This is a genomic window from Phreatobacter sp. (genome assembly GCF_016793595.1).
In the GTDB taxonomy this organism is placed as follows: Bacteria; Pseudomonadota; Alphaproteobacteria; order Rhizobiales; family Phreatobacteraceae; genus Phreatobacter.
The window spans coordinates 807,432-832,778 of sequence record NZ_JAEULY010000004.1 but is presented as its reverse complement, the minus strand read 5'-3'; the positions used below and the strand labels follow the sequence as shown (position 1 = coordinate 832,778).

Here is a 25,347-nt window from a genome sequence, read left to right as displayed (position 1 = left end):
CCACAACGAAAGAAAATTGCCGTAACGGCCGGCGGCGGCCTGCCGAAACTCCGAGTGCAACTCACTGGAGCGCGCCCCGATGCCTCACCCGATCCGCCTCTTCGCTTCGACGGCCATGGCCGTCGCCCTCGGCACCCTGACCCTGTCCGGCGTGGCGCATGCGCAAACGCAACCAGCTGCCCCCATGCCCTCAGCGCCGATGCCGGCCGCGCCGATGCCGGCCGCGCCCATGCCTTCAGCGCCCATGGCCGCGCCGATGTCTTCGCCGACCATGTCTTCGCCGACCATGCCTTCGCCGACCATGGCCTCGCCGACCATGTCGTCCGAGCCGCTGTCAGCCCAGCTCGTCGATGGCCTTCAGGGCGTCTTCGGCACCCATGCCGGTCGTCGCCGGAGCGGCGCCAAGGGCTTCTGCGCCGTGGGCGATTTCGTCGCTAACGGCAATGCCGAGCGCCTGACGACCGCCGACACGCTCCAGCGCAACAAGCGTTCGGCCGTCGTCGCGCGCTTCTCCATCGGTGGCGGCAGCCCGATGGCTCCCGATAACGGCCCGAGCGTGCGCGGCCTGTCGCTGTCGCTCGATGGCAATCACGAATTCGTCCTGATCAACACGCCGGTCTTCACCGCGCGCACGCCGGAGAGCTTCCTCGCCTTCCTCAAGGTGCGCGCGCCCGACCCGCAGACCCGCCAGATGAACGCTCCGGCGATCGCCGCCGCCAATGCCGCCAATCCCGACTGGATGCCGCAGATCGCCTACCTCCGGGACAATCCGCCGCCGGCCAGCTACGCGACCTCGGCCTATTTCGGCGTCAACAGCTTCGTCTTCACCAACCGGCAGGGTCAGAAGCAGCACGCCCGCTGGACCTTCGAGCCGGTCGCGGGCCGCGTCGGCCTGACAATGGAGGAGCGCACGGCGAAGGGGCCGACCTTCCTCGAGGCCGAACTGCGCGAGCGCGTCGCCCGCGCGCCGGCGGAGTGGCGGGTGCTGCTCCAAATCCCTCGGGCCGGCGACCCGCTGAATGATGCCGTTGCCGCCTGGCCGGCCGACCGCCAGACGGTCGAGGTCGGCCGCCTCAGGATCACCGGCGTCCAGGCGGCGGGCATGGCGGGCGCCTGCGACGCGCAGATGTTCAATCCGGTGCTGCTGCCGGCCGGCATCGACCCCTCGGACGACCCGATCCTCGCGATCCGCGCCGAAGCCTATGCGGTGTCGCTGTCACGCCGCTCGCAATGAGGCGAAGGGGCGGGTCGCCTGCGGCCCGCCTCACCACCACTGCCGGAACGCCTCGATGGCGGCGAGATCGTTGGTGCCCGAACTGTTCGGCCCGAATGTCAGCGCCGCGAGGTTCGACGCCTCGGTCTCGATGGGCAGGCCACGGCCGGGAATGACCAGTCGTTCGACGCCTCGGCGGGCGAGATGGCCGGAAAACCAGACATCGTCGACGAAGCGCACGCCGTCCGGATAGCCGGAGAAGTCGTGAACCGACGCGTCGAAGGCGCCGGGCGGGATCAGATAGCCCCAGGTGCCGAGCAGGATGTCCACCGGCTCGGGTGCGGCCAGCGCGGTCGCGAAGACATGGGGGAAGCGCTTGGGATGCCGGCCTGGCACGATCCGCCAGCCGCGCCAGCCGATGGCCGCCTTCGGCAGTTTGCGGTGCCAGTCGAGCATCTGCGCGATGAAATCCTGCGGATAGATCACGTCGTCGTCGACGACGAGGATCGCCGCCTCGGGCTCGGCCTTCAGCGCCGGCAGGAGCTTGGTCGCCGGCCCCTCGTCGGCGCAGTCGATGACGTCGACGCCCGGAAAGGGCGGATCGAGCGGCGGATAGGGCTGGCCCGAGCGCCTCGACACGGCCGGCCGGGCGAGCACGATGCGGTCGGCGGCCACCGTCTGGTCCATCAGGCTGCGGAACACCGGCTGGAGCCGGTCCATGCGCTCCGGAACGGTCGTCAGCGTCACCACCAGCCGTTCCGGCCGCGCGGGCGAGGGCGCGCGCGCCGGCGGCGCCTCGCGCAGCAATTTGCGCGCGCGGGCATGATCCTGATAGAGCCTTGCCGGCGTCATCCGCCGGAAGCGCATCAGAGCATTGCGGATCACCGGCACGTCGCGGCCGCCATGATCCCGACGGGATCGCGCATAGTCACCTCGGCTCGCTTTCGGGCAGGGGAGAGGGTAGATAGCACCGCGGGCGGCAAACGGGGAGCCGGGTTGATGTCGGAAAGCTGGGTCTCGCGCCTCCTCGCGAGCCTCGAAAGGGGCGCCTCGCTTCAGGACGTCGCCCGCAGTGCCTCGTTCGTCTCCGTTCTCGGCAAGGCCGCCGCGATTCTGGCCCGAACCGGCATCACTCCCAACATGATGACGCTGATGTCGCTGGTGCCGGCGCTGCTGTCGGGCGTCTTCGCGGCCTATGGCGCGCTCGGCTGGGCGACGCTGTTCCTGCTGCTGTCCGGCGTCTTCGACATGCTCGATGGCCCGCTGGCGCGTTCCACCGGCACGGTCAGCCGCTATGGCGCGCTGCTCGATTCGACCGTCGACCGCATCACCGATGCCGCGCCGCTGCTCGGGCTGATCGTCCTCTACGCCACCTCCGGCTGGATGGCGGTGGTGCCGGCCTTCACCCTGCTTGCCGCCTATACGGTGTCCTATGTGCGGGCGCGCTGCGAGGGCCTGAAGGTGCAGCTCCCCCCGCTCTGGATGCGCCGGGGCGACCGCATGGCGCTGATCGCCGTGGCCATGCTGCTGAGCTTCCTGTCGCCGGCCCTGACGCTGGTCGGCATCGCGCTGACCGGCATCCTCAGCGTGCTCGCCGCGGCCGATGCCCTGCGGGTCGCGCGCAACGTCATCGATGCGAGGGGGCCGGATACGCGCCCCGACGCTGCTCCCTGACCGTCCCATGACCCTGACCGACAATCGGCTCACCGCCCTCTGGGGCCGCTGGTGGTTCGCGCCGCTGGCGCCGGCCCTCTATGCCCTCGCCATGATCCCGGCGGGCCAGCTGCGCCCCGAACATGTCCTGATCGCCGGGGCGGTGCTCGTCATCGGCCTCGTCAACCGCACCGGCCAGCAGATCACCGCCGCGCTCTATCCCGGCGTGCTTGTGGCGCTCGCCTCGGACGCTATCCGCTTCGTCATCCCGATCTTCGTCACGCCCGCGCGCGTCCATGGCTGCGACCTGCGCGACCTCGAACTGAAACTCTTCGCGGTCGCGCCGAACGTCACGCCCGGCGACTGGCTCCAGCAGCACACCTCGCCGTTCTGGGACCTGTTCTTCGCGGTTCCCTATGCGGCGTTTCTCTATGTCGTGCCGCTCTACGCGCTCTACCTCTATGTCCGCGACCGCGAGCGCATGGCCTTCTATCTCTGGGCCTTCGCCATCGCCCATCTGATCGGCTTCGCCATGTGGCTGATCGTGCCGGCCGCGCCGCCCTGGTACATCCGCCTCAACGGCTGCGCCATCGACGTGAAAGCGGCGGCGAACGCGGCGGGCCTCCTGCGCGTCGACGACCTGCTCGGCATCACCTATTTCAAGCAGTTCTACGGCCGCGCCGCCAATGCCTTCGGCGCCATGCCCTCGCTGCACGTGGTCTTTCCGCTGATCGGGCTGCTGACCGCGATCCGCAAGGCGACCTGGCGCACATGGCCGGTCCATGTCGTCTATGCCGGGTCGATGATGGTCGCGAGCGTCTATCTCGACCATCACTGGATCCTCGACGGTCTCGCCGGCGTGTTCGTTGCGATCGCGGCGGTGTTCATTGCCGCGAAGGTGCTCGGCCGACGCTGGCCCTAGACACAATGCCACCCCGCGCAAACGGGAACGGCCCGGATCGCTCCGGGCCGTCTGGCATTTCAAGGGGGATCTGACCGGTCTCTATTCCAGGCAGTCGAGCGGCAGCACCGCGTCGTCGGCATTTTGCAGGATGTCGGCGGCCGCCAGCGCGGCGCCCGGCTCGCCGTCCGACGCCGTCACGCTGTTGGCGTTCAGGAAGGTGCGGACCAGGTCGAGCTTGATGCCGAAATTGATGTTCTGGGCGGTGCGCTCGCCGGAGATCTTGTCGATCTGCGAGACCACCACGCCGACCACCAGGCCTGAGGCGTCGAGCACCGGGCCGCCGGAATTGCCCGGCTGGGTCGGTGCCGTGTACTGGAACCGGCTCTGGTCGCCGAGCGCGCCGCGCAGGCCCGAGACGATGCCCTCGGTGACGTTGACGCCGCCGAGCTGCGAGCGGGCGGGATAGCCGACCAGGACGACGCGCTCGCCGGCCCGGATGGGCTTGCCCGCGCCGCCGCCGCGCAGGTTCAGGAACGGCGTGCCCGTGGCGCCCTCCTGCACCAGCACCGCGAGGTCGGCGCCCTCGTCCGCGCCGATCAGGCGCAGCGGCACGCGCTGCCCGCCCGGCCGCGAGATGGCGACCGTCGAGCAGCCATCGACGACATGGTGGTTGGTCAGCACGTGGCCGGAGCTCGAAATGTAGAAGCCGGTGCCGGTAGAGGCGACGGTGCCGGGTCGGCCGGCGCGGCCGACGGCCTGTTCCGGCTGGGCGCACAGGTCCTGGTCGCGCTTCTCGACCGACTGGCCGCCCTCATAGACGAGACGCAGGTCCCAGCGGCAGCCGCCCTCTTCCGGCAGGCGCAGTTCGAGCCGGAACCGGCGCGGCAGAAGCTCCGAGCCGAGGCGGTCGTCGCCCCAGTGGGTGTCCGTGACCGGGGTCAGGTAAAGCTCGCGGATGTCGCCGCGGCCGGTATTGGTCAGCACCACCTTGCGGCCGTTCTCCGGACCGCCGCCGTCGATGCGGAAGGCGTTGGCGCCGCCGAACGCGATCTCCCGGCGCGAGCAGATGTTCTGCCGCATGCGCCGCTCCTCGCGCCCGCCCTGATAGACGATGCGGAAGTCGTAATTGCACTGGTCGTCGCGCTCGACGCGCGCAGTGTAGCGCTCGCCCGGTGCGATGCGGCTGGCGCCGAGCATGTCGTCGCCCCAGGTCGAGACGCGCGATGACGAGATGAACAGCGATTCGACCGGGCGTTCGCCCTCGTTCAGCACCACGATCTGGGAGACCTGCGGCTGGGCGGCGCGGGCATTGGGGCGCTGCTTCTGCTGGCCGCGTCCGGCGACGATCGCCGGGCCGTTCACGGCATATTCGGTGGTCTCGCAGAGATTGACGCCGTTGCGGACATCCTGGCGGTTGCCGTCGAAGACGACGCGCACGTCATATTCGCAGGAATTGCCGCGCGGCATCGTGAGATTGAACGCGCCGCGCGCGGTGATCACCTCGTTGCCGAGACGGTCGGGGCCCCAGCCGCCGGCGCCACGCTGGCGGATGTAGAGATTCTGGACCGGCACCGAGCTGCGGTTCTGCACGACGAAGGATAGCGGCTCGCCCGCCGGCGCCCGCGCATCGCCGCCGCGCGGCTGGCGGCGCTCGGCGGCCGGCGGCGCTTCCGCGGTGAACGTCACGTCGCGCGCGGTGCAGAGGTTGCGGCCGGAGATCGTCTGTTCGCCGGCGCCGTCGAAGGTCGCGACGACATCGAAGGTGCAGCCGGCCGAGCGCAGCAGCCGGCCGGTGAAGGTGTGGCCGTCCTCGAGCACCGCCGAACCGAGCAGGTCCTCGCTCTCATCGCCGTTGGGCGAGACCAGCTTGAGCGTCTGGAGCGCGCTGCCGGAGCGGTTGCGGACGAGATAGAGCGCGATGGGGCCCGGACGGGCGAGGTCCGCCGCCGTGGTCTGCGTGCGGCCGTTGAGCGTGATTTCAGGGCGCTGGCAGAGGTCCATGCCGAAACGGCTCTCCTCGGAGCCGTTCTCATAGACCGCGCGGACGTCATGCCGGCATTCGGAGCCGTCGAGATTGAAGCGGTGACGGCGGTTGCGCGCCACCGTCTCGCTGCCGAGGCGATCATCGCCCCAGGCCGCTTCGGTGATGGGCGTGACATAGAGATATTGAAGCGTGGCGTTCGCCCGGTTGACGACCGTCACCTCGCCGGCGCTGGCGGCCGGCGCCTGACGGCGGCGCTGCTGGGCGTCGGCGGCCGGCATCTGGATGAAGGAGGCGCAGCAGGCAATCAGCGCGAGGCGCACAGTCAGGCGGGGCAGCAGCGACATCGGCGAAACATCTCCAATTCGGCGCGCCCCGGCACCTACCGTGCGGCAGGGTCGCACCGACGGTATAGGCAAGGGCGATTTCTGCAAGATTTCGCCGGTCCGTGGCTTTGTCGTGACCTCGGACCGGCCTCTGCAACGCGACTGAAATGTTGCGGCGGCCTTCCGCTCGCCGTCAGGCCGTCAGGGCCCGCGCCACCGCCATGAAGCAGGGCAGGGTGATCGGGTCGTTGGCGACATTGCCGGCGATCGGGAAGGACGCGAAGCGGGCAATGACCATTTCGGCCTTCGGGTCGACATAGATCGACTGGCCGTGAACGCCGCGGGCCATGTAGGCGCCGTGCTCGTTGTGGCTCACCCACCACTGCGACCGGTAGGACCAGCCGGGCAGCGTCGCATAGCCGGCGGGCGCGAATTTGGCGGGGTCGCCGCCGGCTGCGACGCTGTCCACCGCCCGCTCCGCCACGATCTGCCGGCCGTTGAACGCGCCGCCCTGCCGCATGCATTCGCCGAAGCGGGCGAGGTCGCGCAGCGTGACGTTGAGGCCGCCGCCCGCGCCTTCCGTGCCGACGCTGTCGACGAGGAAATGGCCGTCCTGTTCGGCGCCGAGCTTCGACCAGATGCGCTCCGAGAGCAGGTCGGACAGCGAAGCGCCGCTGGCCCGCCTCAGAATCCAGCCGAGAACCTCGGTATTGACCGTCTTGTAGGTGAACTGGACGTCGTGCTCGCCCTGTTTCGGCAGGGTCGGCAGGTAGTCGTAATAGCTCTGCGGGCCGCCATAGTTCGAATCGCGCATGGCCGCGCCCGCGAGGCGATAGGCGACGATGTCCGAGTTCGGGTCGGTATAGACCTCGGTATATTTGATGCCCGTGGTCATATCCATGACCTGCCGCACCGTGGCGTCGCCGAAGGCGCTGCCCTTCAGCTCCGGCACATAGCGCGTCACCAACGAGGCCGGATCGATCGCGCCCTCGTCGGCCAGCATCTCGGCCAGCGTGCCGATGAACGACTTGGTCACCGACATGCAGATGTGCTGCTTCTCGGGGCTGAGCGCGCCGTAATAGCGCTCGAAGACGACCCGGCCGCGATGAAGCACGCAGATGCCGTCCGCATAGGTCTCCGCGATCATGGCGCCGAACGTCGTCGGCTTGCCGTCCATCGTCGTCGCCTTGACGCCGGTGAGATCCTGCTCGGCGCGCGGCAGTTCGAAAGCCGGCCCCGGACCGCGCGACACCGCCTTGGTCGGCGTCAGCTGGCGCATGTTGCTGTAGGCCCAGCGCATCTTGGGGAAGGTGCGCGCGGAGCCGTCGGCCATCCTCACCACCTTGTCGGCCGGCGGCGGGCAGCCCTCCATGATGCCGAGCCTGGCCGGTTCGCTGTCGGCGGCGCTGAGGGAATTGTGCTGGGGGACTGCGGGGCCGGTCGGCGAGGTCATGGAAGCATCCGGTAGGTGATCTGACGGCCGCCAGCATCTCCGCTCCCGCCATGCGCCGGTAGAGCGCGCGGCGCAGGCGAGCCCGCCGCTATCCCCACACCTCGCGGGAGATCTCGACGATCATTTCCAGCTTCCGCCACTGTTCGTCCTCGGCCAGCGTGTTGCCCTCCTCCGTCGAGGCGAAGCCACATTGCGGCGACAGGCAGAGCTGCTCCAGCGGCGCATATTTCGCGGCTTCGTCGATGCGCCTGAGGATGTCGTCCTTCTTCTCCAGCGTGCCGGTCTTGGAGGTGACGAGGCCGAGCACCACCGCCTTGCCCTTGGGCAGGAAGCGCAGCGGCTCGAAGCCGCCGGCCCGCTCGGTGTCCCATTCCATGAAATAGGCGTCCACCGGCATGGTGTTGAACAGGAGATCGGCGATCGGCTCGTAGCCGCCGGAGGCGACGAAGGTGGAGCGGAAATTGCCCCGGCAGAGGTGCATGGTGATCAGCAGGTCCTTCGGCCGCCCGCCGATCGCCGCCGAGACCATGCCGGCATAGATCTCACCCTGCCTGTCGGGGTCGTCGCCGCGCTCGGCCAGCATCTGCTTCTGCTCGGGATCGCAGAGATAGGCGAAGGAGACGTCGTCGAGCTGCAGGTAGCGGCAACCGGCGTCGTAGAAGGCGTGGACCGCGTTGCGATAGGCCTGGCCGAGATCCTGATAGTATTCGCTCATGTCCGGGTAGAGGCCCATATTGATGAGCTTCCGGCCGCCCCGGTAGTGCAGCATGGACGGCGAGGGGATCGTCATCTTCGGCGTGCGCGAGGTGTTCGCCTTCACGAACTTGAAATGGTCGATGAAGGGATGGGTGGTGAAGCCGATGCGCCCCGTGACCCTGGGCGCCTCCGCCTTGGTCTGCACGCCCGCGAACTGGATGCCCTGATCGAGCTCCACGCGCGTCACGCCGTCGAGCTGCCAGAGGAAGTCATAGTGCCACCAGGAGCGGCGATACTCGCCGTCGGTGATGGCTTGCAGGCCGATGGCCTCCTGCTTGGCGATCAGCTTCTTGATCTCGCTGTCCTCGACCGTGCGAAGCCCCAGATCGTCCAGCTTGCCGGCGGCCCGCGCGGCGCGGGCCTCCTTCAGCGGCTGCGAGCGCAGCAGCGAGCCCACCTGATCGGCGCGGAACGGGCCGCTCTTGCCGGCAATGGCCGGCTGGGCGCTGGCAAGGGTGGTCATGGCCTGAATCTCCCAGTGTCGTCCCAGATGCGGCTCTGTCTTGGCGCTCGGGCGCCCGCGGCCTTGGCCGGGACCTTACTGCGGCCCTCCCTCATGAGAAAGGGCCGGGGCCGGGCGGTGGCGCCGAAGGCCGCCCCGGATGGCACCGCTGCAAGCTGAGCTTGCGTCGATGGAGCGGTCCGGCGCCTTGCCGCGCGGCCGGCGGTGACCGATCTCTTGTCCATCTGAGGAGGAGAGCTCCATGACCACGACAACCACCACGACAACCACCACGACTGCGAACCTGAACGCGACATCCGCGCCGGCCGGCATCCGCCTGACCGGCATCCATCACCTCACCGCCGTTTCGGCCGATGCGCCGGGCAATCACGCCTTCTACACCGGCGTTCTCGGCATGCGCCTCGTCAAGCGCACGGTGAACCAGGACGACACTTCGGCCTATCACCTGTTCTACGGCGACGGCGTCGCCAGCCCCGGCTCCGACGTCACCTTCTTCGAGTGGCCGGTGGACCGCGAGCGGCGCGGCACCAATTCGATCATCCGCACCGCGCTGCGCGTCTCCGGCGAGGCGACCATCCGCTGGTGGGCCGGGCGCTTCGCCGAGAAGGGCGTGAAGCACGACGCACCCGCCGTCCGCGACGGCCGTCTGACCCTCGATTTCGAGGACCCGGAAGGCCAGCGCCTCGCTCTCATCAACGATGGCGGCGCGGGCGATGCCCATCCGTGGGACGCCAGCGGCGTGCCGGCCGAGCACCAGATTCGCGGTCTCGGGCCGATCACCGCCAGCGTGCCGGTGCTCGAGACGACCGACCTCGTGCTGACCCACGTCCTCGGCATGACCAAGGTGCGCGAATACACGCTGCCGAGCGCCTCGCCTGTCCATGTCTATGCCATGGGCGACGGCGGTCCGGCCGCCGAGTACCACGTCGCGGTGGAGCCGCATCTGCCGCAGGCGCGGCAGGGCGCGGGCTCGGTCCATCACGTCGCGTTCCGCACGCCCGACGAGGCCGAATATCGCGGCTGGGCCGAGCGGTTGCAGGGCATGCGCATCCCGAATTCGGGGCCCGTGGACCGCTACTATTTCCGCAGCCTCTATTTCCGGGAGCCGAACGGCATCCTGTTCGAGATCGCGACCGACGGTCCGGGCTTCGATGTCGACGAGCCTCTCGCCACGATCGGCGAGAAGCTGGCGCTGCCGCCGTTCCTGGAAGCCAAGCGGGCGCAGATCGAGCGGGGCCTGAAGCCGCTCGGCTGAGGCGCCGCTCAGGGAGCGCCCGCTCCCGATCCGCATCTGTTTCGCCATGCGCGGCCTTGTGCCGGGCATGGCGGACCGCGTCACGCCATCAGCGGCCGGATTTCGGCCCGCCGCCTTGCGCGACCTGCACCGGGGCCTAGATTGGCGCGTGCCGATTCTTCGCCTCCGGGGCCCTTCATGATCCGCGCCACCCTTCTCGTCCTTGCCGGCACCCTCGCGCTTGCCGCCTGCCAGTCGACCTCCGAGACGCTCGCGCCTCAGCCGGTCGCGCAGGGGTCGTCCCCCCAGTATGTGACGCGCCCGGACTTCCGCCTGCCGGAGGGCGCCGGCTGCTCCGGCGAGATCACCCGCTTCCGCGCGGTGATGGACAATGACCTCGCCACCGGCCACGTCGCCCGCGATGTTCATGGCCGGGTGATCGCCGACCTGCGCGGGCCAGAGGCAGCCTGCGCCGCCGGCCGCTCGGGCGAGGCGAGCGCCGCGCTGTCGGCCGTCAAGCGCCGCTACGGCTATCCGGGCTGAGCGGCCTCCGCCGCGCCACCGGCAAGCCACCATTCGCAGAAGGCGAGCTGGAAGGCCGGCATCCGCTCGGGAATGAGGTCATCGGCCGAGCGGACCAGGTGGATGTCCGCGAGTTCCGGCTGCGCCTCGGCGGCAAGCCGGCCGAGAATTGTCTGGCGCAGGGCGTCTCCGGCCAGCGGCGACCGGACGATCTTGGTGAAGGCGAGGCGCTTGTCGTCCTCGTAGAGCCAGAACCCGTCGTCGAAGGTCACTTCATCGGTGCGAAGGCCCGTTTCCTCCCCAAGCTCGCGGCGCACGCTTCCCGCGAGATCGACGCGGCCATCGACGAGATCGTCGAGATCGGGCGTGCCGCCGGGGAAGTAGATCTTGCCGGCATTGGCGGTATGGGCGCCCATCACTCCCATGGCGAGCGCCCCGTCCGACGCGACGAGGCCGGCGAGGGCGAAGCCGTTCTTGGTGCGACCGTCGGCCTCGCCATGGCGCATGTAGTGCAGGAATTCGGCGTAGAGGACCGGCCGGTAGCGGCCGGTCATCCGCTCCCCTGTCACCCCGCCGCCGCTCATCAGCAGCACGCGACCGTTGAACAGCGCCGGATTGGCGGCGGTCGCGGCCGCCCAGGCGGCGTCGATCGCCGGCCTCTGCCGCTCGGCATAGGCCCAGGGGCTCGCGTCGAGCGTGGCGTCGATGTGGCGGATGCGGCGGAACCGGGGAACGGCCAGGGCGTTGTCCTCGCGCGATGGCAGGCTGCTCGCCGCTTCCGCCGGAGCCTCCGGCCCTGCGAAACAGGCGTTACCGTCTGTTAAAGCTGAACGGACGGCGGCTTGGCAAATGGCCCGGTGGTCCCCTATGGTCGTCCCCCGGGAAGGGGCTTTGCAGGAGGGATTCTCGATGTTGAAGAAATTGGCTCTGGTCGGCGCCGCGGCCCTGATGATTGGCGCGTGCACGCCGCGCGAGGAGCGGGCCGCCGCGGGCGGCGCGATCGGCGCCGGCGCCGGCGCGATCATCGGCGGTCTGGCGACCGGCACGGGCGGTGGCGCTCTCGCGGGCGCGGCGATCGGCGGTGTTGCCGGCGCGATCATCGGTGCCGAGACGACGCCGCGTCGTCGCTGCTGGGTCAACCGCTACGGCGAGCGCGTCTGCCGCTACCGCCGCTGATCGGCGTTCAATCGGATAGCAAACCCGCCGGGCTCCGTCCGGCGGGTTTTTCTTTGGGCGGATCTCAGAGGTGGAGCCGGCCCTCGGCGACCATCACGGCGCCGCCGCCGATTGTCACGCGGGTCACCGCCCGGCCCTCGATGGTCAGGCCGAGCGCGATCCGGCTCGGCCGGCCCATGGCGAAGCCCTGTTCGATGACCACGGCATGGGTGCCATCCGCTGGCCGGTCGAACTCCGCCAGCACGCCGGCGAAGGCCGCCGCCGCCGATCCCGTCGCCGGGTCCTCGGCGATGCCGAGGCCGGGCGCGAACATGCGCGCGTGGAAACTGGCGGCCGGGTCCACGGTCTGGCGGGTATAGGCGAAGATCGCGGGGTGGTTCTCGCCGATGGCGGCGAAGGTCTCGGCGCACCAGCGGGTATCGACGCGGATGGCGTCCATGGCCGCGCGGGTCTTCACCGGCACGTAGCAGAACGACACCGGCGCGCCATAGCGGCTCGGGCGATGTCCGTCGAAGCCGATATCGCCGGGCGTCAGGCCGAGGATGCCGGCGAGCTGGGCGGGATCCGGCGCCGGCCCGATCACGGCCGGCCGTCGCGGCGCCTCGAACGTCGCCTCATAGCGGCCGTCGGCATGGCGGACGGCGTGGCAGGGCACCGGACCGGCCTTCTCCCCCAGCACGAAGCGGGTCTCGGCGCCGGGAGACAGGCCATCCAGCTGGGCGAGCAGGACCGCTGTGCCGACCGTCGGGTGGCCCGCGAAGGGCAGCTCCGCGCCCGGCGTGAAGATGCGGATGTCGGCGCGGTGGCCCGGCGCGGCCTCCGGCAGGATGAAGACGGTCTCCGACAGGTTGAACTCGCCGGCGATCTTCTGCATCGCGGCCGTGTCGAGACCCGTGGCGTCGTGGACCACGGCGAGCGGATTGCCGGCGAGCGGCGTGCCGGTGAAGACGTCGAGCGTGTGAAAGCGGCGGGTCATGAGCGTCAGACGGCCTCGGGCGTGAAGATCCGGCTCGGCGCGACGAACTCGTCCTGCGCCGCGACGGTGAGGATTTCGCGCGACCCCGCCTCGGCCGTGCGCGTCAGCAGCCCGAAGGTCGAGGAGGCCGCGAGCGACAGCGCCTTGGCGACATCGCCGGTTCCGGCGGCATGGACGAAGAACAGCGCCGCGATGGCGTCGCCCGCGCCATTGACCGAGACGCCGAGCTTCGGCGTGCGGACGCGGAACGCGCCCGCCGGCCCGGACGCCAGCAGGTCGATGGAATCCGCCGGCGTGTCCTCGGTCAGGAGGCTGGTGACGAGCACCGTCTTCGGCCCGCGCGCCTGAAGCGCGGCCACGGCGGCCTTGGCATCGGCGAGCGTCGTCACTGTGCGGCCGGTGAGATATTCCAGCTCGAACTGGTTGGGTGTGATGATGTCGGCCGCCGGCACGGCGGCATCACGCATGAATTCGGGAATGCCGGGCCGCACGAAAACGCCCCGCCCGACATCGCCGATCACCGGATCGCAGCAATAGAGCGCCTTCGGATTGGCGGCGCGCACGCGCGCGACCGCATCGAGGATGGCGGTGCCGATATCGGCGGAGCCCATATAGCCGGAAAGCACGCCGTCGCAGCGGCCGAGCACGCCGCGCTCGGCGATGCCGTCCACCAGTTCCTCGATCATCGGGCCGTCATAGACGCGGCCCCTCCAGGCGCCATAGCCGGTATGGTTCGAGAACTGCACGGTGTGGATCGCCCAGACCTCGTGGCCGAGGCGCTGCATGGGGAAGACGGCCGAGGCGTTGCCGACATGGCCGTAGGCGACCCAGGACTGGATGGACAGGATGTTCATGGCGGCGTTCCGCGGAGGGCGAGTATGAAGCGCCGTCACGCTAGCGGGCCTTGCCGGCCCGCGCCAATTCCCATCGGTGAACCCTGCCATCACGTCAGGTACTTCGTTCAACGGCCGTTCACCGGAAGGCCACAAGAAAGCAGCGAAGGCATCAAATGCCGGTCATGGTCCGGGTGCGTGATCACCGGGTCGAGGCGATCAGCTCCGGCAGTCTTCCGCGGTGGCCTGCCCGGCCGTCGCCGCGGATCTCGGGAGGAATTCCGGCCGGGCTTGCGGATGGACCATCCCATGACTTTCTCGCGCATCCTCACCGCCGCCGCGGTTTCCGCCCTGCTTGCCGGTTCGGCTCTCGCCCAGACGGCGACCCAGCCCTCCACGACGCAGCCGTCCCGTCCCGCCGCCACGGCGCCGGCCACGACGCCGGCCACGACGCCCGCGGCTCCGGCTCGCCCGGCCGCTGCCGCTCCCGCCGCCACGACGCCGGCCCGCCCGGCGGCCGCCGCTCCCGCTGCCCAGAACCAGGCGGCGCGGGTCAATCTCAACAGCGCCACCGCCGCCGAACTCGACGCCCTGCCGCAGATCGGCGCGGCGCGCGCGCAGGCCATCGTCACCGAGCGCGGCAAGGGCCGTTTCCGCGACTGGGCCGATTTCGAGCGCCGCATGACCGGCACGTCGGTCAACCAGCAGGCGCTGACCGCCATCAAGGATCGCGTGCGGTTCTGATCCGGTCGGGTGCATGTCGGGAAGGGCGGCCCTGGCCGCCCTTTTCGATTCGCGCTCAGGCGATCCGGACGCGTCCCTTGAGCAGGGCCATGGTGCCGGTGTCGTAGAACTGCGTCACCTCGACGATCCGGTTGTCGCGGATGCGCAGATAGTCGAGCGCGTCGAACCGGGCTTCCCGGCCGTTCTGGGCGAGACGCAGGTCCATGTGCCACCGCACCACCACGTGGTCGCCCTCGGTGATGATGTGGTCGATGCCGTGGCCGAGATAGACGTTCTCGTCGTGCACCTGGCGGATATAGCGGTCGATGCTGTCGCGGCCGACCCTCAGCCCGGATTGCGGATTGAGCACCGGATTGCCGATGACCGTCATCCGCGCATCGGGCGCCAGATAGCTGAGATACTCCTCGAAATCGCCTGCCTGACGCGCATCGTAGAGCGCGTGAACAGCCTCGAACAGCGCCTTGCGGCGTGTCGTCTCGCTGGCGAAGGAGGAGGGCTTGGACATGGCTAGACCCTGCCGGACATGACGGCGAGAGAGGCGGTGTCCATGAACTGTGTCAGCTCGACGATCTCGCCGTCGCGCAGGCGGATGAAATCCATCACGTCGAACTCCCCGACGGCGCCGGTCTCGCGGCTGCGCAGGGTGAGATGGCGGCGTATGGCCGCGAGATTGATGTCGACGATCACGTCGATGAGCAGCGCGTCGACATACTCGTATTGCCGGTAGCACTGCTTGATGACGCGGGCGATGTCGCGGCGGCCGTGTCGGGGGCCGGTCTCCGGAAGCAGCCGGGTGTCGCCGAGAATGTGAAAGACGCCGTCCTCCGCGAAGCCCGCGGCGAAGCCGTCGCCGTCGCCGCGCCGGCGCGCCTCGTAGAGCTCGATCAGGCTCTCCCTGACGGCGATTGTGCCGGATAGGACGCGGAAACTGGGGTAGGTCATGAGTGTGGCAGAATCTCTTGAACTGTTCCCCACGGTAAGGTGGTAACGCGATCTGTGACAACCCGCCAAGGGATAGTGACCAAGAATGCAGACATACGGATGAGTGTAGGATGAATGGCGCCGCCGGCCGGCATCAGGCCACCGTCCGACGGCATCAGGGCACCGTTTGTCGGCATCATAATACCGCCAGATGACTGCGATTGGCCCGAGGGAATCGCCGCGCATCGTGTGGTGCACGCGGAAAAAAAATCTTTCGTGCAAAAAAGGGCGGCCGAAGCCGCCCTTGAGGTCGTGCGATCAGGTTCGCCTTGATCCCGACAGGACGGGCGCGTCAGTCGCCCGTCCGTCGAGAGTGTTTCGGCCGGCTCAGTTCTTGGTCTTGTCGACGAGGGCCTTGGCCTTGATCCCAAAGGACGGGCGCGTCAGTCGCCCGTCCGTCGAGAAGCCGCTCAGTTCTTGGTCTTGTCGACGAGGGCCTTGGCCTTGATCCAGGGCATCATGTCGCGCAGCTTGGCGCCGACTTCCTCGATCGGGTGGGCGGCCATGCGGGCGCGGGTCGCCTTGAACGAGGTCTGGTTGACCTTGTTCTCCAGCATCCAGTCGCGGGTGAACTTGCCCGACTGGATGTCGGTCAGCACGCGCTTCATCTCCGCCTTCGTCTCGGCCGTGATGATGCGCGGGCCGGTGACGTACTCGCCGTACTCGGCCGTGTTGGAGATCGAGTAGTTCATGTTGGCGATGCCGCCCTCGTAGATGAGGTCGACGATCAGCTTCACCTCGTGGAGGCACTCGAAATAGGCCATTTCCGGGGCGTAGCCGGCCTCGGTCAGCGTCTCGTAGCCGGCCTTGATCAGCTCGACCAGGCCGCCGCAGAGCACGACCTGCTCGCCGAACAGGTCGGTCTCGCACTCTTCCTTGAAGGTCGTCTCGATGATGCCGGCGCGGCCGCCGCCATTCGCCGAGGCATAGGACAGGCCGAGGTCATGGGCATTGCCCGAGGCGTCCTGATGGATGGCGATGAGGGTCGGCACGCCGCCGCCGCGCTGATATTCCGAGCGCACGGTGTGGCCGGGGCCCTTCGGGGCGACCATCAGCACGTCGAGATCCTTGCGGGCCTCGATCAGGTTGAAGTGCACGTTGAGGCCGTGGGCGAACATGATCGCCGCGCCCTGCTTCATGTTGCCATGGAGGTCGTCGCGGTAGATGTCGGCCTGCAGCTCGTCCGGGGTGAGCATCATCATGATGTCGCAGACCTTGGCGGCCTCGGCGGGGGTCATGACGGCGAAGCCGGCGGCCTCGGCCTTGGCGCGCGTCGCCGAGCCGGCCTTCAGCGCGATGATCACGTCCTTGACGCCCGAGTCGCGCAGGTTCTGCGCGTGGGCATGGCCCTGGCTGCCATAGCCGACGATGCAGACCTTCTTGGACTTGATCAGGTTCAGATCGGCGTCGCGATCGTAATAGACACGCATGGGATGGTTCCTTCCTTGGTCTGACTTGGATTGGCTTGGCGTTGTCGGGGTTGGGTCGTCGTTGTCAGGCGGTGGCCGGCGCGGGGCTCGCCCGGCCGTAGAGGGTGAGGAATTGATCGGTCGCGGCAGCCGCGTCCCGCGCGATCTCGGCCTTGCCGAGCTTCAGCTTGTCCCCGAGCAGCAGGCGGATCTGCACATCGCGGCCCGCAAGGCCGAAAAAGGTGCGGAACGCCGCCTCGGTATCGTCGAATGCCAAGAGGCCGGCGGCTCGGCCCTCCTCCAGCACGGGTTTCAACCGGTCGCCGATGGCGAAGCGGCCGTTGTCGAGCACGATCTGGCCGAGATTGCTCTGCTTCGACGCCGCGTGAGCGATCGCCACGCGGTTCAGCGCGATCGAGGTGGCGCTGGAAATGACCGACAGCCAGTTCGCGGCGAAATCGCTGAGGCTGTCCCGCAGGCTCGACGCATCGAGCTTCTGCCGGTCGTAGCGGCCGGCGCGCACGCGCGAGGCCTGCCATTGCACCGCCGCGGTCAGCAGGCCGTCGCGGTCGCCGAACCACTTGTAGAGCGTTTCCTTGGAGCAGCTCGCCCGTTGTGCGACGGCTGCCATGGTGAGCTGGCCGCCCTTCTCCTGCATCAGCATCAGCACAGCGTCGAGAACCGCCGCCTGGCGGGCGGTGGGCTCGGCCGGATCGGCGCCCGAAGGCTCGGAAGCAAGGGTCTTGGCGGCTGAAGTCATGGGTGCCGATAGGCGGGAGCGAACCGTACCGTACGTTACGGTTCGGCTCTTTAGCCTACCGCGATCCCCGGCGCAAGCCGGCGTTCAGCCGCCGCAGGCCTTCTGGTAGAGCCTGACCGTTTCCGCCATGCCGTAGGTGAGGGCATCGGCGGTCAGCGCATGGCCGATGGACACCTCGGCGATGGCCGGCGCGCGGGCGATGAGGGCCGGCAGGTTGTCGAGGGTGAGGTCGTGGCCGGCATTGACGGCGAGCCCCGCCGCGACCGCCGCGTCGGTCGTCGCGGCGAGCTTGGCGAGCTCGGCCTGCGCCTTGTCCGGGTCGGACGAGCCGCCATAGGGGCCGGTATAGAGTTCGATCCGGTCGGCCCCGGTCGCCTTGGCGCCGGCCACCAGCGCCGGGTCGGGATCGAGGAACAGCGAGACGCGGAAGCCCGCCGCCTTCAGCCGCCTGTTCACGCGCGTCAGCAGGTCGCCGTCCTTCGCCACGTCCCAGCCGTGGTCGGAGGTCGCCTGCGCCGGATCGTCCGGCACCAGCGTCACCTGATCGGGCTTCGCCTCCTCGCACAGCGCCAGGAACCGCTCGTCCGGATAGCCTTCGATGTTGAACTCGGCTTTCGGGAATTCGTTGCGGATCATCGCCACCAGCGCGAACACGTCGCCACGCCGGATGTGCCGCTCGTCCGGCCGGGGGTGGACGGTGATCCCCGCCGCGCCCGCCTGCAAAGCGATGCGGGCAAGCCCCACCACGCTCGGCCAGGGCAGGTTGCGCCGGTTGCGCAGCTGCGCGATGGCGTTGACGTTGACGGACAGATGCGTCGGCATGGCTTCAGCCTCGGATCGGCACAGGATGGCCGGTCTTGTTAGCAGGTCGCATTCTCTTCACGCGAAACGGTACCCACTTCGCTTGAGAATGCTCCCAGTCAGCGTCCTTGCGCGCCGTCCGGCAAGGTCGCTTCCAGCATGCCTTCCGCGCCGCGGCTCATGGCCGCGATGCCGGTGCGCGACACTTCGACGAGGCCGACCACGCCCATCAGGCGGATGAAGCGCTCGACCTCCTCGGTCGTGCCGGTCAGCTCGAACACGAAGGAGTTGAGCGTCGCGTCCAGCGTCCGCGCGCCGAAGGCGCCGGCGAGCCGGAGTGCCTCGACGCGGGCATCGCCCTTGCCGCGCACCTTGACGAGGCAGAGCTCGCGCTCCAGCGCCTCGCCCTGCACGGTGAGATCGACCACGCGATGGACCGGCACCAGCCGGTCGAGCTGGGTCTTGATCTGCTCGATCGTCTTCTCGGTGCCCGTCGTCACGATGGTGATGCGCGAGACGTGCTTCTCGTGCTCGGTCTCGGAGACCGTCAGGCTCTCGATATTGTAGCCGCGGCCGGAGAACATGCCCGCGATGCGGGCTAGAACCCCCGGTTCGTTGTCGACAAGCACCGCCAGGGTATGGCGGCGGGTCGGCGGCTGGGCGTCGGACAGGAAGTAGGCGGACTGGGACTGGGTCATGGCTTGTTCTTTGTGATGAGCGGAGCGGAGGCGGCGGACCGCCTCACACCAACTGCTTGCCCTTGGCGTCGATGATCTCGCCGGTATCGCCCTCGAAATCGGGGAGGATCATCTCGTTATGCGCCTTGCCCGAGGGGATCATCGGGAAGCAGTTCTCTTCCTTCGCCACCAGGCAGTCGAAGATCACCGGGCCCGGATAGTCGATCATCTCCATGATCGCCGCATCCAGTTTCGCCGGGTCGTCGCAGCGTATGCCCTTGGCGTGATAGGCCTCGGCGAGCTTGACGAAGTCCGGCAGCGCCGCCGAATAGCTCTCCGAATAGCGCCCGCCATGCAGCAGCTCCTGCCACTGGCGCACCATGCCCATATATTCGTTGTTGAGGATGAAGATCTTCACCGGCAGGCGATATTGCGCGGCCGTCGACATCTCCTGCATGTTCATCAGCACCGAGGCCTCGCCCGCGACGCAGACGACGAGGTCCTTCGGGTGCGCGAGCTGCACGCCCACCGCCGCCGGTAGGCCGTAGCCCATCGTCCCGAGGCCGCCGGAGGTCATCCAGCGGTTCGGCTCGTCGAAATGCAGATATTGCGCGGCCCACATCTGGTGCTGGCCGACTTCCGTGGTGATGAAGCGCTTGCGGTCCTTGGTCAGGGCCTCCAGCCGCTCCAGCGCATATTGCGGCTTGATGACGTCCTTGGAGTTCTTGTAGGCGAGCGACTTGCGCGCCCGCCAGCCGTCGATCTGCAGCCACCAGGCCTTCTGCGCCGGCTTGTCGACCTGACCGGCGACGTCCTTCCACAGCCGCACCATGTCTTCCAGCACGTGGGCGCAGTCGCCGACGATGCCGATATCGACCTTCACCGTCTTGTTGATCGAGGACGGGTCGATGTCGATGTGGATCTTCTTCGAGTTCGGCGAGAAGGCGTCGACGCGGCCGGTGATCCGGTCGTCGAAGCGCGCGCCGATATTCACCAGCACATCGCAGTCGTGCATGGCGAGGTTCGCCTCGTAGGTGCCGTGCATGCCGAGCATGCCGAGCCACTGCGGGTCGTGCGCGGGATAGGCGCCGAGGCCCATCAGCGTCGAGGTGATCGGATAGCCCGTGGCGCGCACCAGCTCGCGCAGCAGCGCCGAGGCATGCGGGCCGGAATTGATCACGCCGCCGCCGGTATAGAAGACCGGACGCTTGGCCTGCGCGATCATCTCCACCGCCGCCTTGATCTTGGCGAGGTCGCCCTTGATCTGCGGGCGATAGGTCTTGTGCTGGTTGTCGCGCGGCTTCTCGTATTTGCCGGTCTTGAACTGGATGTCCTTGGGAATGTCGATGACGACAGGGCCGGGCCGGCCGTTCTGCGCGACATAGAAGGCCTCGTGCAGCACGCGCGGCAGGTCCTCGATGCTCTTCACGAGGTAGTTGTGCTTGGTGCAGTGGCGGGTGATGCCGACCGTATCGGCCTCCTGGAAGGCGTCCGAGCCGATCAGGTGCGTCGGCACCTGTCCCGTGAAGCAGACGATCGGGATGGAATCCATCAGCGCGTCGGTCAGGCCGGTCACCGCATTGGTCGCGCCGGGGCCGGAGGTGACCAGCACCACGCCGACCTTGCCGGAGGAGCGCGCGAAGCCCTCGGCAGCATGCACCGCGCCCTGCTCGTGGCGGACCAGCACGTGCTTCACGGAGTCCTGCTGGAACAGCGCGTCGTAGATCGGCAGCACGGCGCCGCCGGGATAGCCGAAGAGGGTGTTGACGCCCTGGTCGATCAGGGCCTGCACCACCATTTCGGCTCCGGTCATCTCGCGGGACATGGTCGTTTTCCTGAAAAGAGGCTGTGTCGGGTCTGTAGGTGTCGGGGTCGTTCCGGGCAACAAAAAAGGCCCCGCGAGGGACCTTGTGTTGAGCGCCACCGTTCGGCCGCCGTGTGATGTCTCACACGTCCGTCGATGGCGCCCCGGATACAATAAGGATGAAACGCACGGCGTGCGGCTCCGATTGAAAGAGGCGCGGACCATAGGGGAGGGGGGAGAGCGGTGTCAAGGTGGTGATCGGGCCGGACATGGCAAGCTCCGATCTCGCCGCCCGGCCCGCCGCGCCGCGATTGACGCGAGGCCGGCCCGGCGCTACACGCGGCCCGGTCTGTAGAAGGAGATTTATGCGCAGAGGTTGAGTTCTGAACCGCGTTTCGCGGCCTCGTCGCCGGCTCGTGGAGCCGTGCGTTCTTGCGCATAGTCAACACTACGGTACATCGTGAACAATCCGGACATCTCGATCCGTGCCTATCAGGCAACGGACCTTCACACCCTGTCGGCCATCTGGCTCGACGCCTCCCTGCGGGCTCATCCCTTCCTCGGCGAGGCGCGCCTGCGCGCGCAGCAGGAGCTGGTCGAGCGCACCTATCTGCCCGATTCCGAAACATGGGTGGCCGTCCGCGACGGCGAGCCCGTCGGCTTCATCGGGCTGATCGGCGCTTTCATCGGCGCGCTGTTTGTCGCGCCGGGCGTGCAGGGCGCGGGTATCGGCCGTCTGCTCATCGCCCATGCCCATGCGCTGAAGGGCGAACTCGCGCTGGACGTCTATGCCGCCAATGACGGCGCGCGCGCATGCTACGGGCGGCTCGGTTTCGCCGAGACCAGCCGCAGCGCGGCCGACAGCGAGGGGCTGCCCTTCGCGGTGGTCCACATGCGCCTGACGCGCTGATACCGCCGGGCGCGGGCGGACCCCCGCGCCTGCCAGCACTCTCATTCGGGACGCCGCCCGCGAGTGTCATCTCGCGGTGCGCGGCGAAGAACGATCATGAACATTTCGAAGACCGAGCGCCGGGCGCTCGACATGCTGTCGACGGGCGGCAAAATCGTGCTCGAAAGAGACAGCAGGAACCGGCCCGTCGCGGCCGATTTCATCAGCCGGGAGGGCTGGTTTCTCGAAGGCTACGGCTTTCCGGAGTTTCAATCGCTGCGCGCGAAGCGGCTGATCGTGTCGCGCAATGGCGGCGACTACGCCATTTCGCGCGACGGCGCGCTCAGCCTGCAAAAATCGCGACAGGCGGCGAGAAAATCCGGTGCGGGGTAGGGCGGGGCCATGCGAGCCGTGTCGCTCGCCGGCGGCTGCGGCGGTCTCGCGCCGGCGGGCCTACCTCACACCCTTCGCAAACCCCGCGACCACCCCCACCACTCTCCCGTCATTCCCCGCGAAGCCGTGATACCCGCCGGCCTGACAGGGATCGCCCCGGTCCTGCCCGCCATCGATCCAGACGACCCGCACCCTTGGGCCCCCCCAGGCCTTGAACGGCTCGACGCCCGAGGGCGGCGTCACATGGCAGCCGTCGCGGCGGTGATGCACCACCAGCGTCGCGGGCAGCGCGCCGGGGGAGCCGATCTGGCCGCGCACCTGATCGAGGAAGCCGGCGGTGATGACGATGCCGTTTGGCCGGGCGCCGAGCGCCTCCGAAATCCTGAGCGAGCCCCTGCTGGTGGCGGCCACCGTCACCGGCCGGCCGAACCGCTGTCGCAAATAGGCGACGGCGGAGGCGATCGACACGCCGCTGTCGACCACCAGCGAGGCGACGCCGGCCGAGGCATAGGCCTTTCGCGTCCGCACCAGCTGGTTGCCGCGCAGGCTTGAGAAACTGCCATCGGCACGGATGCCGAGATGGCCGTTGCCGCCGGGGATCAGCACGATTGTCGCGCGGGGCGCGCGCGGCGCGTTGACGAGGCCATAGCCGCCGGAAAGCTGCACCGCCTCGTCGGCAAGCGCGGCATTGGCCGAGAGGAACATGGCGATCAGCACAACGATGACATGCTTCATGCGGTCCTCCCGTCTCAGTGGCGGCGGATCATGCCGAAGGTCTCAGGCCAAGTCAAGAGATAATTCCTACAATAAGACCAAAAGCCGTAATCCGCAACGGCTGTCTGGAGTCTCTCTACCCTCACCCCGCCACCAGCCTTGCCCGTCCCCGCCGCTCCGCCGCCGGCTCCGGCACGTCCAGCCGGAACACAGCGTCGGCCAGCCGCCGGTCGGGTTCCACAGTCAGCTCCGCATTCTGGTTCGGCAGCAGCACGGCGACGTCGCTCACGCCGAGATCGGCGAGCTGGTAGGGCGTGCCGCCGCCATATTCGAGGTGCCCCCGCCCGATAATGCCGACGACGAGCTTCGCGGTGCCGGCCGCCAGCGCCTTCGCGATGTTGCAGGCAAAGGCCCGGTCCCAGGTCTGCTGCGCCCTGACGAAGCGGTCCCAGCCGGGATCGTCGGGGCTTTGCAGCGGACCGGACTGGCCGGGCGCGCGGTTCGCCGCCCCCGTCAGCTCGAACAGGTAGCGCCGGTAGGCCGGCGTCGCCGGGGCCGAGGGCGTCAGGCCGTCGCGTTCGTCCTCGGGGATCGCATCCCAGCCCTCCCTGCCGACGCGGGTGACCAGCGGCCGGTGGCAGTTCAGCGCCAGCATCGGCACCTTGTGCTGCCGGCAATAGTGGAAGATCGGCAGGTAGATGTCCGGCGGAAAGCCCCAGACCTGATCCCATTCGCTCGTCACGATGAAATCGGCGGTGGAGAGTTCGCCTGCCACCCAGCGGTTGAGCACCGGCTGGAGCCGGCGCGGGAACATCTCGAAGCCGACGGCGATCTGAGGGTTCAGCCCGTGCAGATGAGCGACGACATGGGCCTGCCAGCGGTGGATTTCGGCGATGTCGTGGGTCTCGCCGAGCAGTACGGCGCGCTTCGTCGCCATTGTCGCCATCAGGGCGCGCTGGTCGAGGGCGGCGCCGGTGACGGGGTCGAGCCAGGTCGCCCGGTCGTGGGCAATGGCGCGTGCGGAAATAGCGGCCTCGGAGGCGTCTGTCGGCATCGGTCGATCCTCGTGGGGATGCGATGCCGGATGCGGCGGCGGGCCTCGCGCAGTGCGGCCATTCTAGCCGAGGTGGCCCCGCCGCGACAATGCGGCGGCGGAGCCGGTCAGCCCTGTCACCTGACCGGCGTTGCCGCCTGCTGGTGCGGCCGGAACAGCCGGCCCTTCTCGGCGAACAGCACCATGACCAGCGCCGCCACGCCGCAGACGGCGAAGCCGATGACGGTGGGCGTCGCCGTGCCGTCGAAATGCTGGCCGATGAAGAAGCCGATCAATGCGCCGCCGACGGTCGAGATGAAGCCCTGCACCGAGGAGGCCGTGCCGGCGACATGGCCGAGCGGGTCCATGGCCATGGCGCCGAAATTCGACGCCACCAGCCCGAAGCAGAACATGCCGGCCGCCTGGAGCACCGCGAACACCCACATCGTCTCGTGGCCGGTGAGCGCGAATCCGGCATGCACGATGGTCACGCCGATATAGGCGAGGAGCGCGCTGTGCGAGACGCGGCGCATGCCGAACCGCTCGACGATCCGCGAGTTCAGGAACGAGGCCAGCGCCATGAACAGCGCGATCGCCGCGAAAATGATGGTGAACAGGTCCGGCGCCTTGAACACGTCGACGAAGATCTGCTGGGCCGCGTTGATGAAGCCGAACAGCCCGCCGATCATGAAGGTCATCGCGAAGGTGTAGCCGATGGCCAGCCGGTTGGTGAGGCTCGCGCGGAATGCCGCCAGCACCGGCCCGGCCTCGATCGGCACGCGGTCTTCCGGGTGCAGCGTCTCGGGCAGGCGCCGCGCCGCGATCAGGCCCACCACCACGCCGAACACGCCGAGCAGGCCGAAGATCCAGCGCCACGGCGCGAACAGCACGATGACCTGCCCGATCGACGGCGCGAGGATCGGCACGGCGAGGAAGACGATGAAGGCGAGCGACATGACGCGCGCCATCTGCCGGCCGGAATAGCTGTCGCGGACGATGGAGACGGCGAGCACGCGCGTACCCGCGGCTCCGATGCCCTGCAGCACGCGTGCCGCCATCATCTGGTCGAAGGTCGTCGCCATCGCGGCCGCGAAGCCCGCCAGCGCGTAGATGGCGAGGCAGACGAGCAGTACCGGCCGCCGGCCATAGCGGTCGGCGAGCGTGCCATAGACGATCTGTGCCGCGCCGAAGCCGAGCAGGTAGGCGGTGACGATCCACTGCCGGTCGTTGGGCTCGGTGATGCCGAGCGCCGCGCCGATCTCCGGCAGGGCCGGCAGCATGGCGTCGATGGCCAGCGCATTGGTCGCCATCAGGGCGGCGATCAGCGCGACGAAGGAGCGGAAGCCGAGCCCGGCGCGGTCGCGCGCGGCGGGCTCCGAGAGGGAGGCCATGATAGGGTCCGGATCGGGTGCGCCTGCCGCTCTCGCCGCGTGCAGTGCAACATTGAGGGCGGACCATAGCCGCCATGCGCCCTTGGGGAAAGGCGCCACCGCGAGGGGCAGGGTTTCGCTGGGTGGCCTGCTGGCCGCGGCCTCGCGGGTTGCACCTTTCCGGTTCGGCCCTGCACTCTATGTGCATTGGCGATTTGGACCGGCCGCGCCCGCGCTGGCCGGTCCCAACGAAGACGACCGCATTCCGCAGGAGGATACCCG

The 25,347-nt window shown here is 68.7% G+C and carries 27 protein-coding genes; 9 read left to right on the top strand and 18 right to left on the bottom strand.

Annotation, left to right across the window (positions count from 1 at the left end):
- Positions 1-84 precede the first annotated feature (84 nt).
- Positions 85-318, bottom strand: coding sequence for a hypothetical protein (locus JNK84_RS08135; RefSeq protein ID WP_293422639.1), 234 nt, complete (start codon positions 316-318; stop codon positions 85-87).
- Between JNK84_RS08135 and JNK84_RS08130 the strand changes: the two genes are divergently transcribed.
- On the top strand, positions 317-1,234 hold the full coding sequence (locus tag JNK84_RS08130) for a catalase family peroxidase (RefSeq protein ID WP_293422636.1): 918 nt from the start codon (positions 317-319) through the stop codon (positions 1,232-1,234). The genes JNK84_RS08135 and JNK84_RS08130 overlap by 2 nt on opposite strands.
- A gap of 30 nt (positions 1,235-1,264) precedes the next feature.
- Here the strand turns inward: JNK84_RS08130 and JNK84_RS08125 are convergent, their stop codons facing one another.
- A complete protein-coding gene (locus JNK84_RS08125) occupies positions 1,265-2,098 on the bottom strand; it encodes a hypothetical protein (protein WP_293422633.1) in 834 nt (277 codons plus the stop codon).
- A 114-nt stretch (positions 2,099-2,212) separates the two neighbouring features.
- On the opposite strand from JNK84_RS08125, the gene JNK84_RS08120 reads away from it, so the two are divergent.
- The gene (locus JNK84_RS08120) at positions 2,213-2,887 is read left to right on the top strand and encodes a CDP-alcohol phosphatidyltransferase family protein (protein ID WP_293422630.1); all 675 of its coding nucleotides are present in this window, start codon (positions 2,213-2,215) and stop codon (positions 2,885-2,887) included.
- A gap of 7 nt (positions 2,888-2,894) precedes the next feature.
- The gene (locus JNK84_RS08115) at positions 2,895-3,788 is read left to right on the top strand and encodes a phosphatase PAP2 family protein (RefSeq protein WP_293422627.1); all 894 of its coding nucleotides are present in this window, start codon (positions 2,895-2,897) and stop codon (positions 3,786-3,788) included.
- 81 nt (positions 3,789-3,869) lie between these two features.
- Here the strand turns inward: JNK84_RS08115 and JNK84_RS08110 are convergent, their stop codons facing one another.
- The 3 genes from JNK84_RS08110 to JNK84_RS08100 form a co-directional block, all read right to left on the bottom strand.
- Positions 3,870-6,098, bottom strand: coding sequence for a S1 family peptidase (locus JNK84_RS08110; protein ID WP_293422624.1), 2,229 nt, complete (start codon positions 6,096-6,098; stop codon positions 3,870-3,872).
- 172 nt (positions 6,099-6,270) lie between these two features.
- A complete protein-coding gene (locus JNK84_RS08105; protein WP_293422621.1) occupies positions 6,271-7,530 on the bottom strand; it encodes a serine hydrolase domain-containing protein in 1,260 nt (419 codons plus the stop codon).
- Positions 7,531-7,618: 88 nt separating this feature from the next.
- Positions 7,619-8,749, bottom strand: a complete 1,131-nt coding sequence (locus tag JNK84_RS08100) for a 5-methyltetrahydropteroyltriglutamate--homocysteine S-methyltransferase (RefSeq protein ID WP_293422618.1) — start codon at positions 8,747-8,749, stop codon at positions 7,619-7,621.
- Between the two features lie 310 nt (positions 8,750-9,059).
- Here JNK84_RS08100 and JNK84_RS08095 point away from each other — a divergent pair, with 310 nt between their 5' ends.
- Both JNK84_RS08095 and JNK84_RS08090 read left to right on the top strand, forming a co-directional pair.
- Positions 9,060-10,004 (top strand): ring-cleaving dioxygenase, encoded by a 945-nt coding sequence (locus tag JNK84_RS08095; protein WP_293423528.1) that lies wholly within the window; start codon positions 9,060-9,062, stop codon positions 10,002-10,004.
- Positions 10,005-10,181: 177 nt separating this feature from the next.
- Entirely contained in the window at positions 10,182-10,526 is a 345-nt protein-coding gene (locus JNK84_RS08090; RefSeq protein WP_293422615.1) for a hypothetical protein, read from the top strand.
- Here JNK84_RS08090 and JNK84_RS08085 read toward each other — a convergent pair.
- Positions 10,514-11,098 (bottom strand): NUDIX hydrolase, encoded by a 585-nt coding sequence (locus JNK84_RS08085; protein ID WP_293422612.1) that lies wholly within the window; start codon positions 11,096-11,098, stop codon positions 10,514-10,516. The genes JNK84_RS08090 and JNK84_RS08085 overlap by 13 nt on opposite strands.
- A gap of 316 nt (positions 11,099-11,414) precedes the next feature.
- Here JNK84_RS08085 and JNK84_RS08080 point away from each other — a divergent pair, with 316 nt between their 5' ends.
- Positions 11,415-11,681, top strand: coding sequence for a glycine zipper domain-containing protein (locus JNK84_RS08080; RefSeq protein ID WP_293422609.1), 267 nt, complete (start codon positions 11,415-11,417; stop codon positions 11,679-11,681).
- Positions 11,682-11,745: 64 nt separating this feature from the next.
- On the opposite strand, the gene JNK84_RS08075 is transcribed toward JNK84_RS08080, so the two are convergent.
- Positions 11,746-12,657: a PhzF family phenazine biosynthesis protein gene (locus tag JNK84_RS08075; protein WP_293422606.1), complete on the bottom strand. Its 912-nt coding sequence runs from the start codon at positions 12,655-12,657 to the stop codon at positions 11,746-11,748.
- Between the two features lie 5 nt (positions 12,658-12,662).
- A complete protein-coding gene (gene pdxY / locus JNK84_RS08070) occupies positions 12,663-13,511 on the bottom strand; it encodes a pyridoxal kinase PdxY (protein WP_293422603.1) in 849 nt (282 codons plus the stop codon).
- Between the two features lie 288 nt (positions 13,512-13,799).
- Between pdxY and JNK84_RS08065 the strand changes: the two genes are divergently transcribed.
- A complete protein-coding gene (locus JNK84_RS08065; protein ID WP_293422600.1) occupies positions 13,800-14,234 on the top strand; it encodes a ComEA family DNA-binding protein in 435 nt (144 codons plus the stop codon).
- Between the two features lie 55 nt (positions 14,235-14,289).
- Here JNK84_RS08065 and JNK84_RS08060 read toward each other — a convergent pair whose 3' ends face one another.
- From JNK84_RS08060 to JNK84_RS08030, 7 genes are all read right to left on the bottom strand, one after another.
- Entirely contained in the window at positions 14,290-14,739 is a 450-nt protein-coding gene (locus JNK84_RS08060) for a nuclear transport factor 2 family protein (RefSeq protein ID WP_293422597.1), read from the bottom strand.
- A gap of 2 nt (positions 14,740-14,741) precedes the next feature.
- Positions 14,742-15,176: a nuclear transport factor 2 family protein gene (locus JNK84_RS08055; RefSeq protein WP_293422594.1), complete on the bottom strand. Its 435-nt coding sequence runs from the start codon at positions 15,174-15,176 to the stop codon at positions 14,742-14,744.
- Positions 15,177-15,625: 449 nt separating this feature from the next.
- Entirely contained in the window at positions 15,626-16,645 is a 1,020-nt protein-coding gene (ilvC, locus tag JNK84_RS08050; protein ID WP_293422592.1) for a ketol-acid reductoisomerase, read from the bottom strand.
- A 64-nt stretch (positions 16,646-16,709) separates the two neighbouring features.
- Positions 16,710-17,384 (bottom strand): TetR/AcrR family transcriptional regulator, encoded by a 675-nt coding sequence (locus tag JNK84_RS08045; protein ID WP_293422589.1) that lies wholly within the window; start codon positions 17,382-17,384, stop codon positions 16,710-16,712.
- A gap of 84 nt (positions 17,385-17,468) precedes the next feature.
- Positions 17,469-18,206 (bottom strand): pyridoxine 5'-phosphate synthase, encoded by a 738-nt coding sequence (locus tag JNK84_RS08040; RefSeq protein WP_293422586.1) that lies wholly within the window; start codon positions 18,204-18,206, stop codon positions 17,469-17,471.
- Positions 18,207-18,304: 98 nt separating this feature from the next.
- Entirely contained in the window at positions 18,305-18,883 is a 579-nt protein-coding gene (gene ilvN / locus JNK84_RS08035) for an acetolactate synthase small subunit (protein WP_293422583.1), read from the bottom strand.
- Between the two features lie 43 nt (positions 18,884-18,926).
- The gene (locus JNK84_RS08030; RefSeq protein WP_293422580.1) at positions 18,927-20,687 is read right to left on the bottom strand and encodes an acetolactate synthase 3 large subunit; all 1,761 of its coding nucleotides are present in this window, start codon (positions 20,685-20,687) and stop codon (positions 18,927-18,929) included.
- A gap of 439 nt (positions 20,688-21,126) precedes the next feature.
- Here JNK84_RS08030 and JNK84_RS08025 point away from each other — a divergent pair, with 439 nt between their 5' ends.
- Together JNK84_RS08025 and JNK84_RS08020 are read left to right on the top strand one after the other, a co-directional pair.
- On the top strand, positions 21,127-21,576 hold the full coding sequence (locus tag JNK84_RS08025; RefSeq protein ID WP_293422577.1) for a GNAT family N-acetyltransferase: 450 nt from the start codon (positions 21,127-21,129) through the stop codon (positions 21,574-21,576).
- Between the two features lie 96 nt (positions 21,577-21,672).
- Positions 21,673-21,948, top strand: coding sequence for a YjhX family toxin (locus JNK84_RS08020; protein ID WP_293422574.1), 276 nt, complete (start codon positions 21,673-21,675; stop codon positions 21,946-21,948).
- Positions 21,949-22,008: 60 nt separating this feature from the next.
- Here JNK84_RS08020 and JNK84_RS08015 read toward each other — a convergent pair whose 3' ends face one another.
- The 3 genes from JNK84_RS08015 to JNK84_RS08005 form a co-directional block, all read right to left on the bottom strand.
- Positions 22,009-22,683 (bottom strand): alpha/beta hydrolase, encoded by a 675-nt coding sequence (locus JNK84_RS08015; protein WP_293422571.1) that lies wholly within the window; start codon positions 22,681-22,683, stop codon positions 22,009-22,011.
- 121 nt (positions 22,684-22,804) lie between these two features.
- Positions 22,805-23,716 (bottom strand): ChaN family lipoprotein, encoded by a 912-nt coding sequence (locus JNK84_RS08010; protein WP_293422568.1) that lies wholly within the window; start codon positions 23,714-23,716, stop codon positions 22,805-22,807.
- Between the two features lie 116 nt (positions 23,717-23,832).
- Positions 23,833-25,086 carry a multidrug effflux MFS transporter gene (locus JNK84_RS08005; RefSeq protein WP_293422565.1) on the bottom strand — a complete coding sequence of 418 codons (1,254 nt, stop codon included), beginning with the start codon at positions 25,084-25,086 and terminating at the stop codon, positions 23,833-23,835.
- Positions 25,087-25,347 lie beyond the last annotated feature (261 nt).

Bases quoted from the DNA above. Each gene is read 5' to 3' on its own strand.
- JNK84_RS08130 (WP_293422636.1), top strand. From the start codon at position 317: ATGTCGTCCGAGCCGCTGTCAGCCCAGCTCGTCGATGGCCTTCAGGGC.
- JNK84_RS08135 (WP_293422639.1), bottom strand. From the start codon at position 318: ATGGTCGGCGAGGCCATGGTCGGCGAAGGCATGGTCGGCGAAGACATG.
- JNK84_RS08120 (WP_293422630.1), top strand. From the start codon at position 2,213: ATGTCGGAAAGCTGGGTCTCGCGCCTCCTCGCGAGCCTCGAAAGGGGC.
- JNK84_RS08115 (WP_293422627.1), top strand. From the start codon at position 2,895: ATGACCCTGACCGACAATCGGCTCACCGCCCTCTGGGGCCGCTGGTGG.
- JNK84_RS08110 (WP_293422624.1), bottom strand. From the start codon at position 6,098: ATGTCGCTGCTGCCCCGCCTGACTGTGCGCCTCGCGCTGATTGCCTGC.
- JNK84_RS08105 (WP_293422621.1), bottom strand. From the start codon at position 7,530: ATGACCTCGCCGACCGGCCCCGCAGTCCCCCAGCACAATTCCCTCAGC.
- JNK84_RS08100 (WP_293422618.1), bottom strand. From the start codon at position 8,749: ATGACCACCCTTGCCAGCGCCCAGCCGGCCATTGCCGGCAAGAGCGGC.
- JNK84_RS08090 (WP_293422615.1), top strand. From the start codon at position 10,182: ATGATCCGCGCCACCCTTCTCGTCCTTGCCGGCACCCTCGCGCTTGCC.
- JNK84_RS08080 (WP_293422609.1), top strand. From the start codon at position 11,415: ATGTTGAAGAAATTGGCTCTGGTCGGCGCCGCGGCCCTGATGATTGGC.
- JNK84_RS08075 (WP_293422606.1), bottom strand. From the start codon at position 12,657: ATGACCCGCCGCTTTCACACGCTCGACGTCTTCACCGGCACGCCGCTC.
- pdxY (WP_293422603.1), bottom strand. From the start codon at position 13,511: ATGAACATCCTGTCCATCCAGTCCTGGGTCGCCTACGGCCATGTCGGC.
- JNK84_RS08065 (WP_293422600.1), top strand. From the start codon at position 13,800: ATGACTTTCTCGCGCATCCTCACCGCCGCCGCGGTTTCCGCCCTGCTT.
- JNK84_RS08060 (WP_293422597.1), bottom strand. From the start codon at position 14,739: ATGTCCAAGCCCTCCTCCTTCGCCAGCGAGACGACACGCCGCAAGGCG.
- JNK84_RS08055 (WP_293422594.1), bottom strand. From the start codon at position 15,176: ATGACCTACCCCAGTTTCCGCGTCCTATCCGGCACAATCGCCGTCAGG.
- ilvC (WP_293422592.1), bottom strand. From the start codon at position 16,645: ATGCGTGTCTATTACGATCGCGACGCCGATCTGAACCTGATCAAGTCC.
- JNK84_RS08045 (WP_293422589.1), bottom strand. From the start codon at position 17,384: ATGACTTCAGCCGCCAAGACCCTTGCTTCCGAGCCTTCGGGCGCCGAT.
- JNK84_RS08040 (WP_293422586.1), bottom strand. From the start codon at position 18,206: ATGCCGACGCATCTGTCCGTCAACGTCAACGCCATCGCGCAGCTGCGC.
- ilvN (WP_293422583.1), bottom strand. From the start codon at position 18,883: ATGACCCAGTCCCAGTCCGCCTACTTCCTGTCCGACGCCCAGCCGCCG.
- JNK84_RS08030 (WP_293422580.1), bottom strand. From the start codon at position 20,687: ATGTCCCGCGAGATGACCGGAGCCGAAATGGTGGTGCAGGCCCTGATC.
- JNK84_RS08020 (WP_293422574.1), top strand. From the start codon at position 21,673: ATGAACATTTCGAAGACCGAGCGCCGGGCGCTCGACATGCTGTCGACG.
- JNK84_RS08015 (WP_293422571.1), bottom strand. From the start codon at position 22,683: ATGAAGCATGTCATCGTTGTGCTGATCGCCATGTTCCTCTCGGCCAAT.
- JNK84_RS08010 (WP_293422568.1), bottom strand. From the start codon at position 23,716: ATGCCGACAGACGCCTCCGAGGCCGCTATTTCCGCACGCGCCATTGCC.
- JNK84_RS08005 (WP_293422565.1), bottom strand. From the start codon at position 25,086: ATGGCCTCCCTCTCGGAGCCCGCCGCGCGCGACCGCGCCGGGCTCGGC.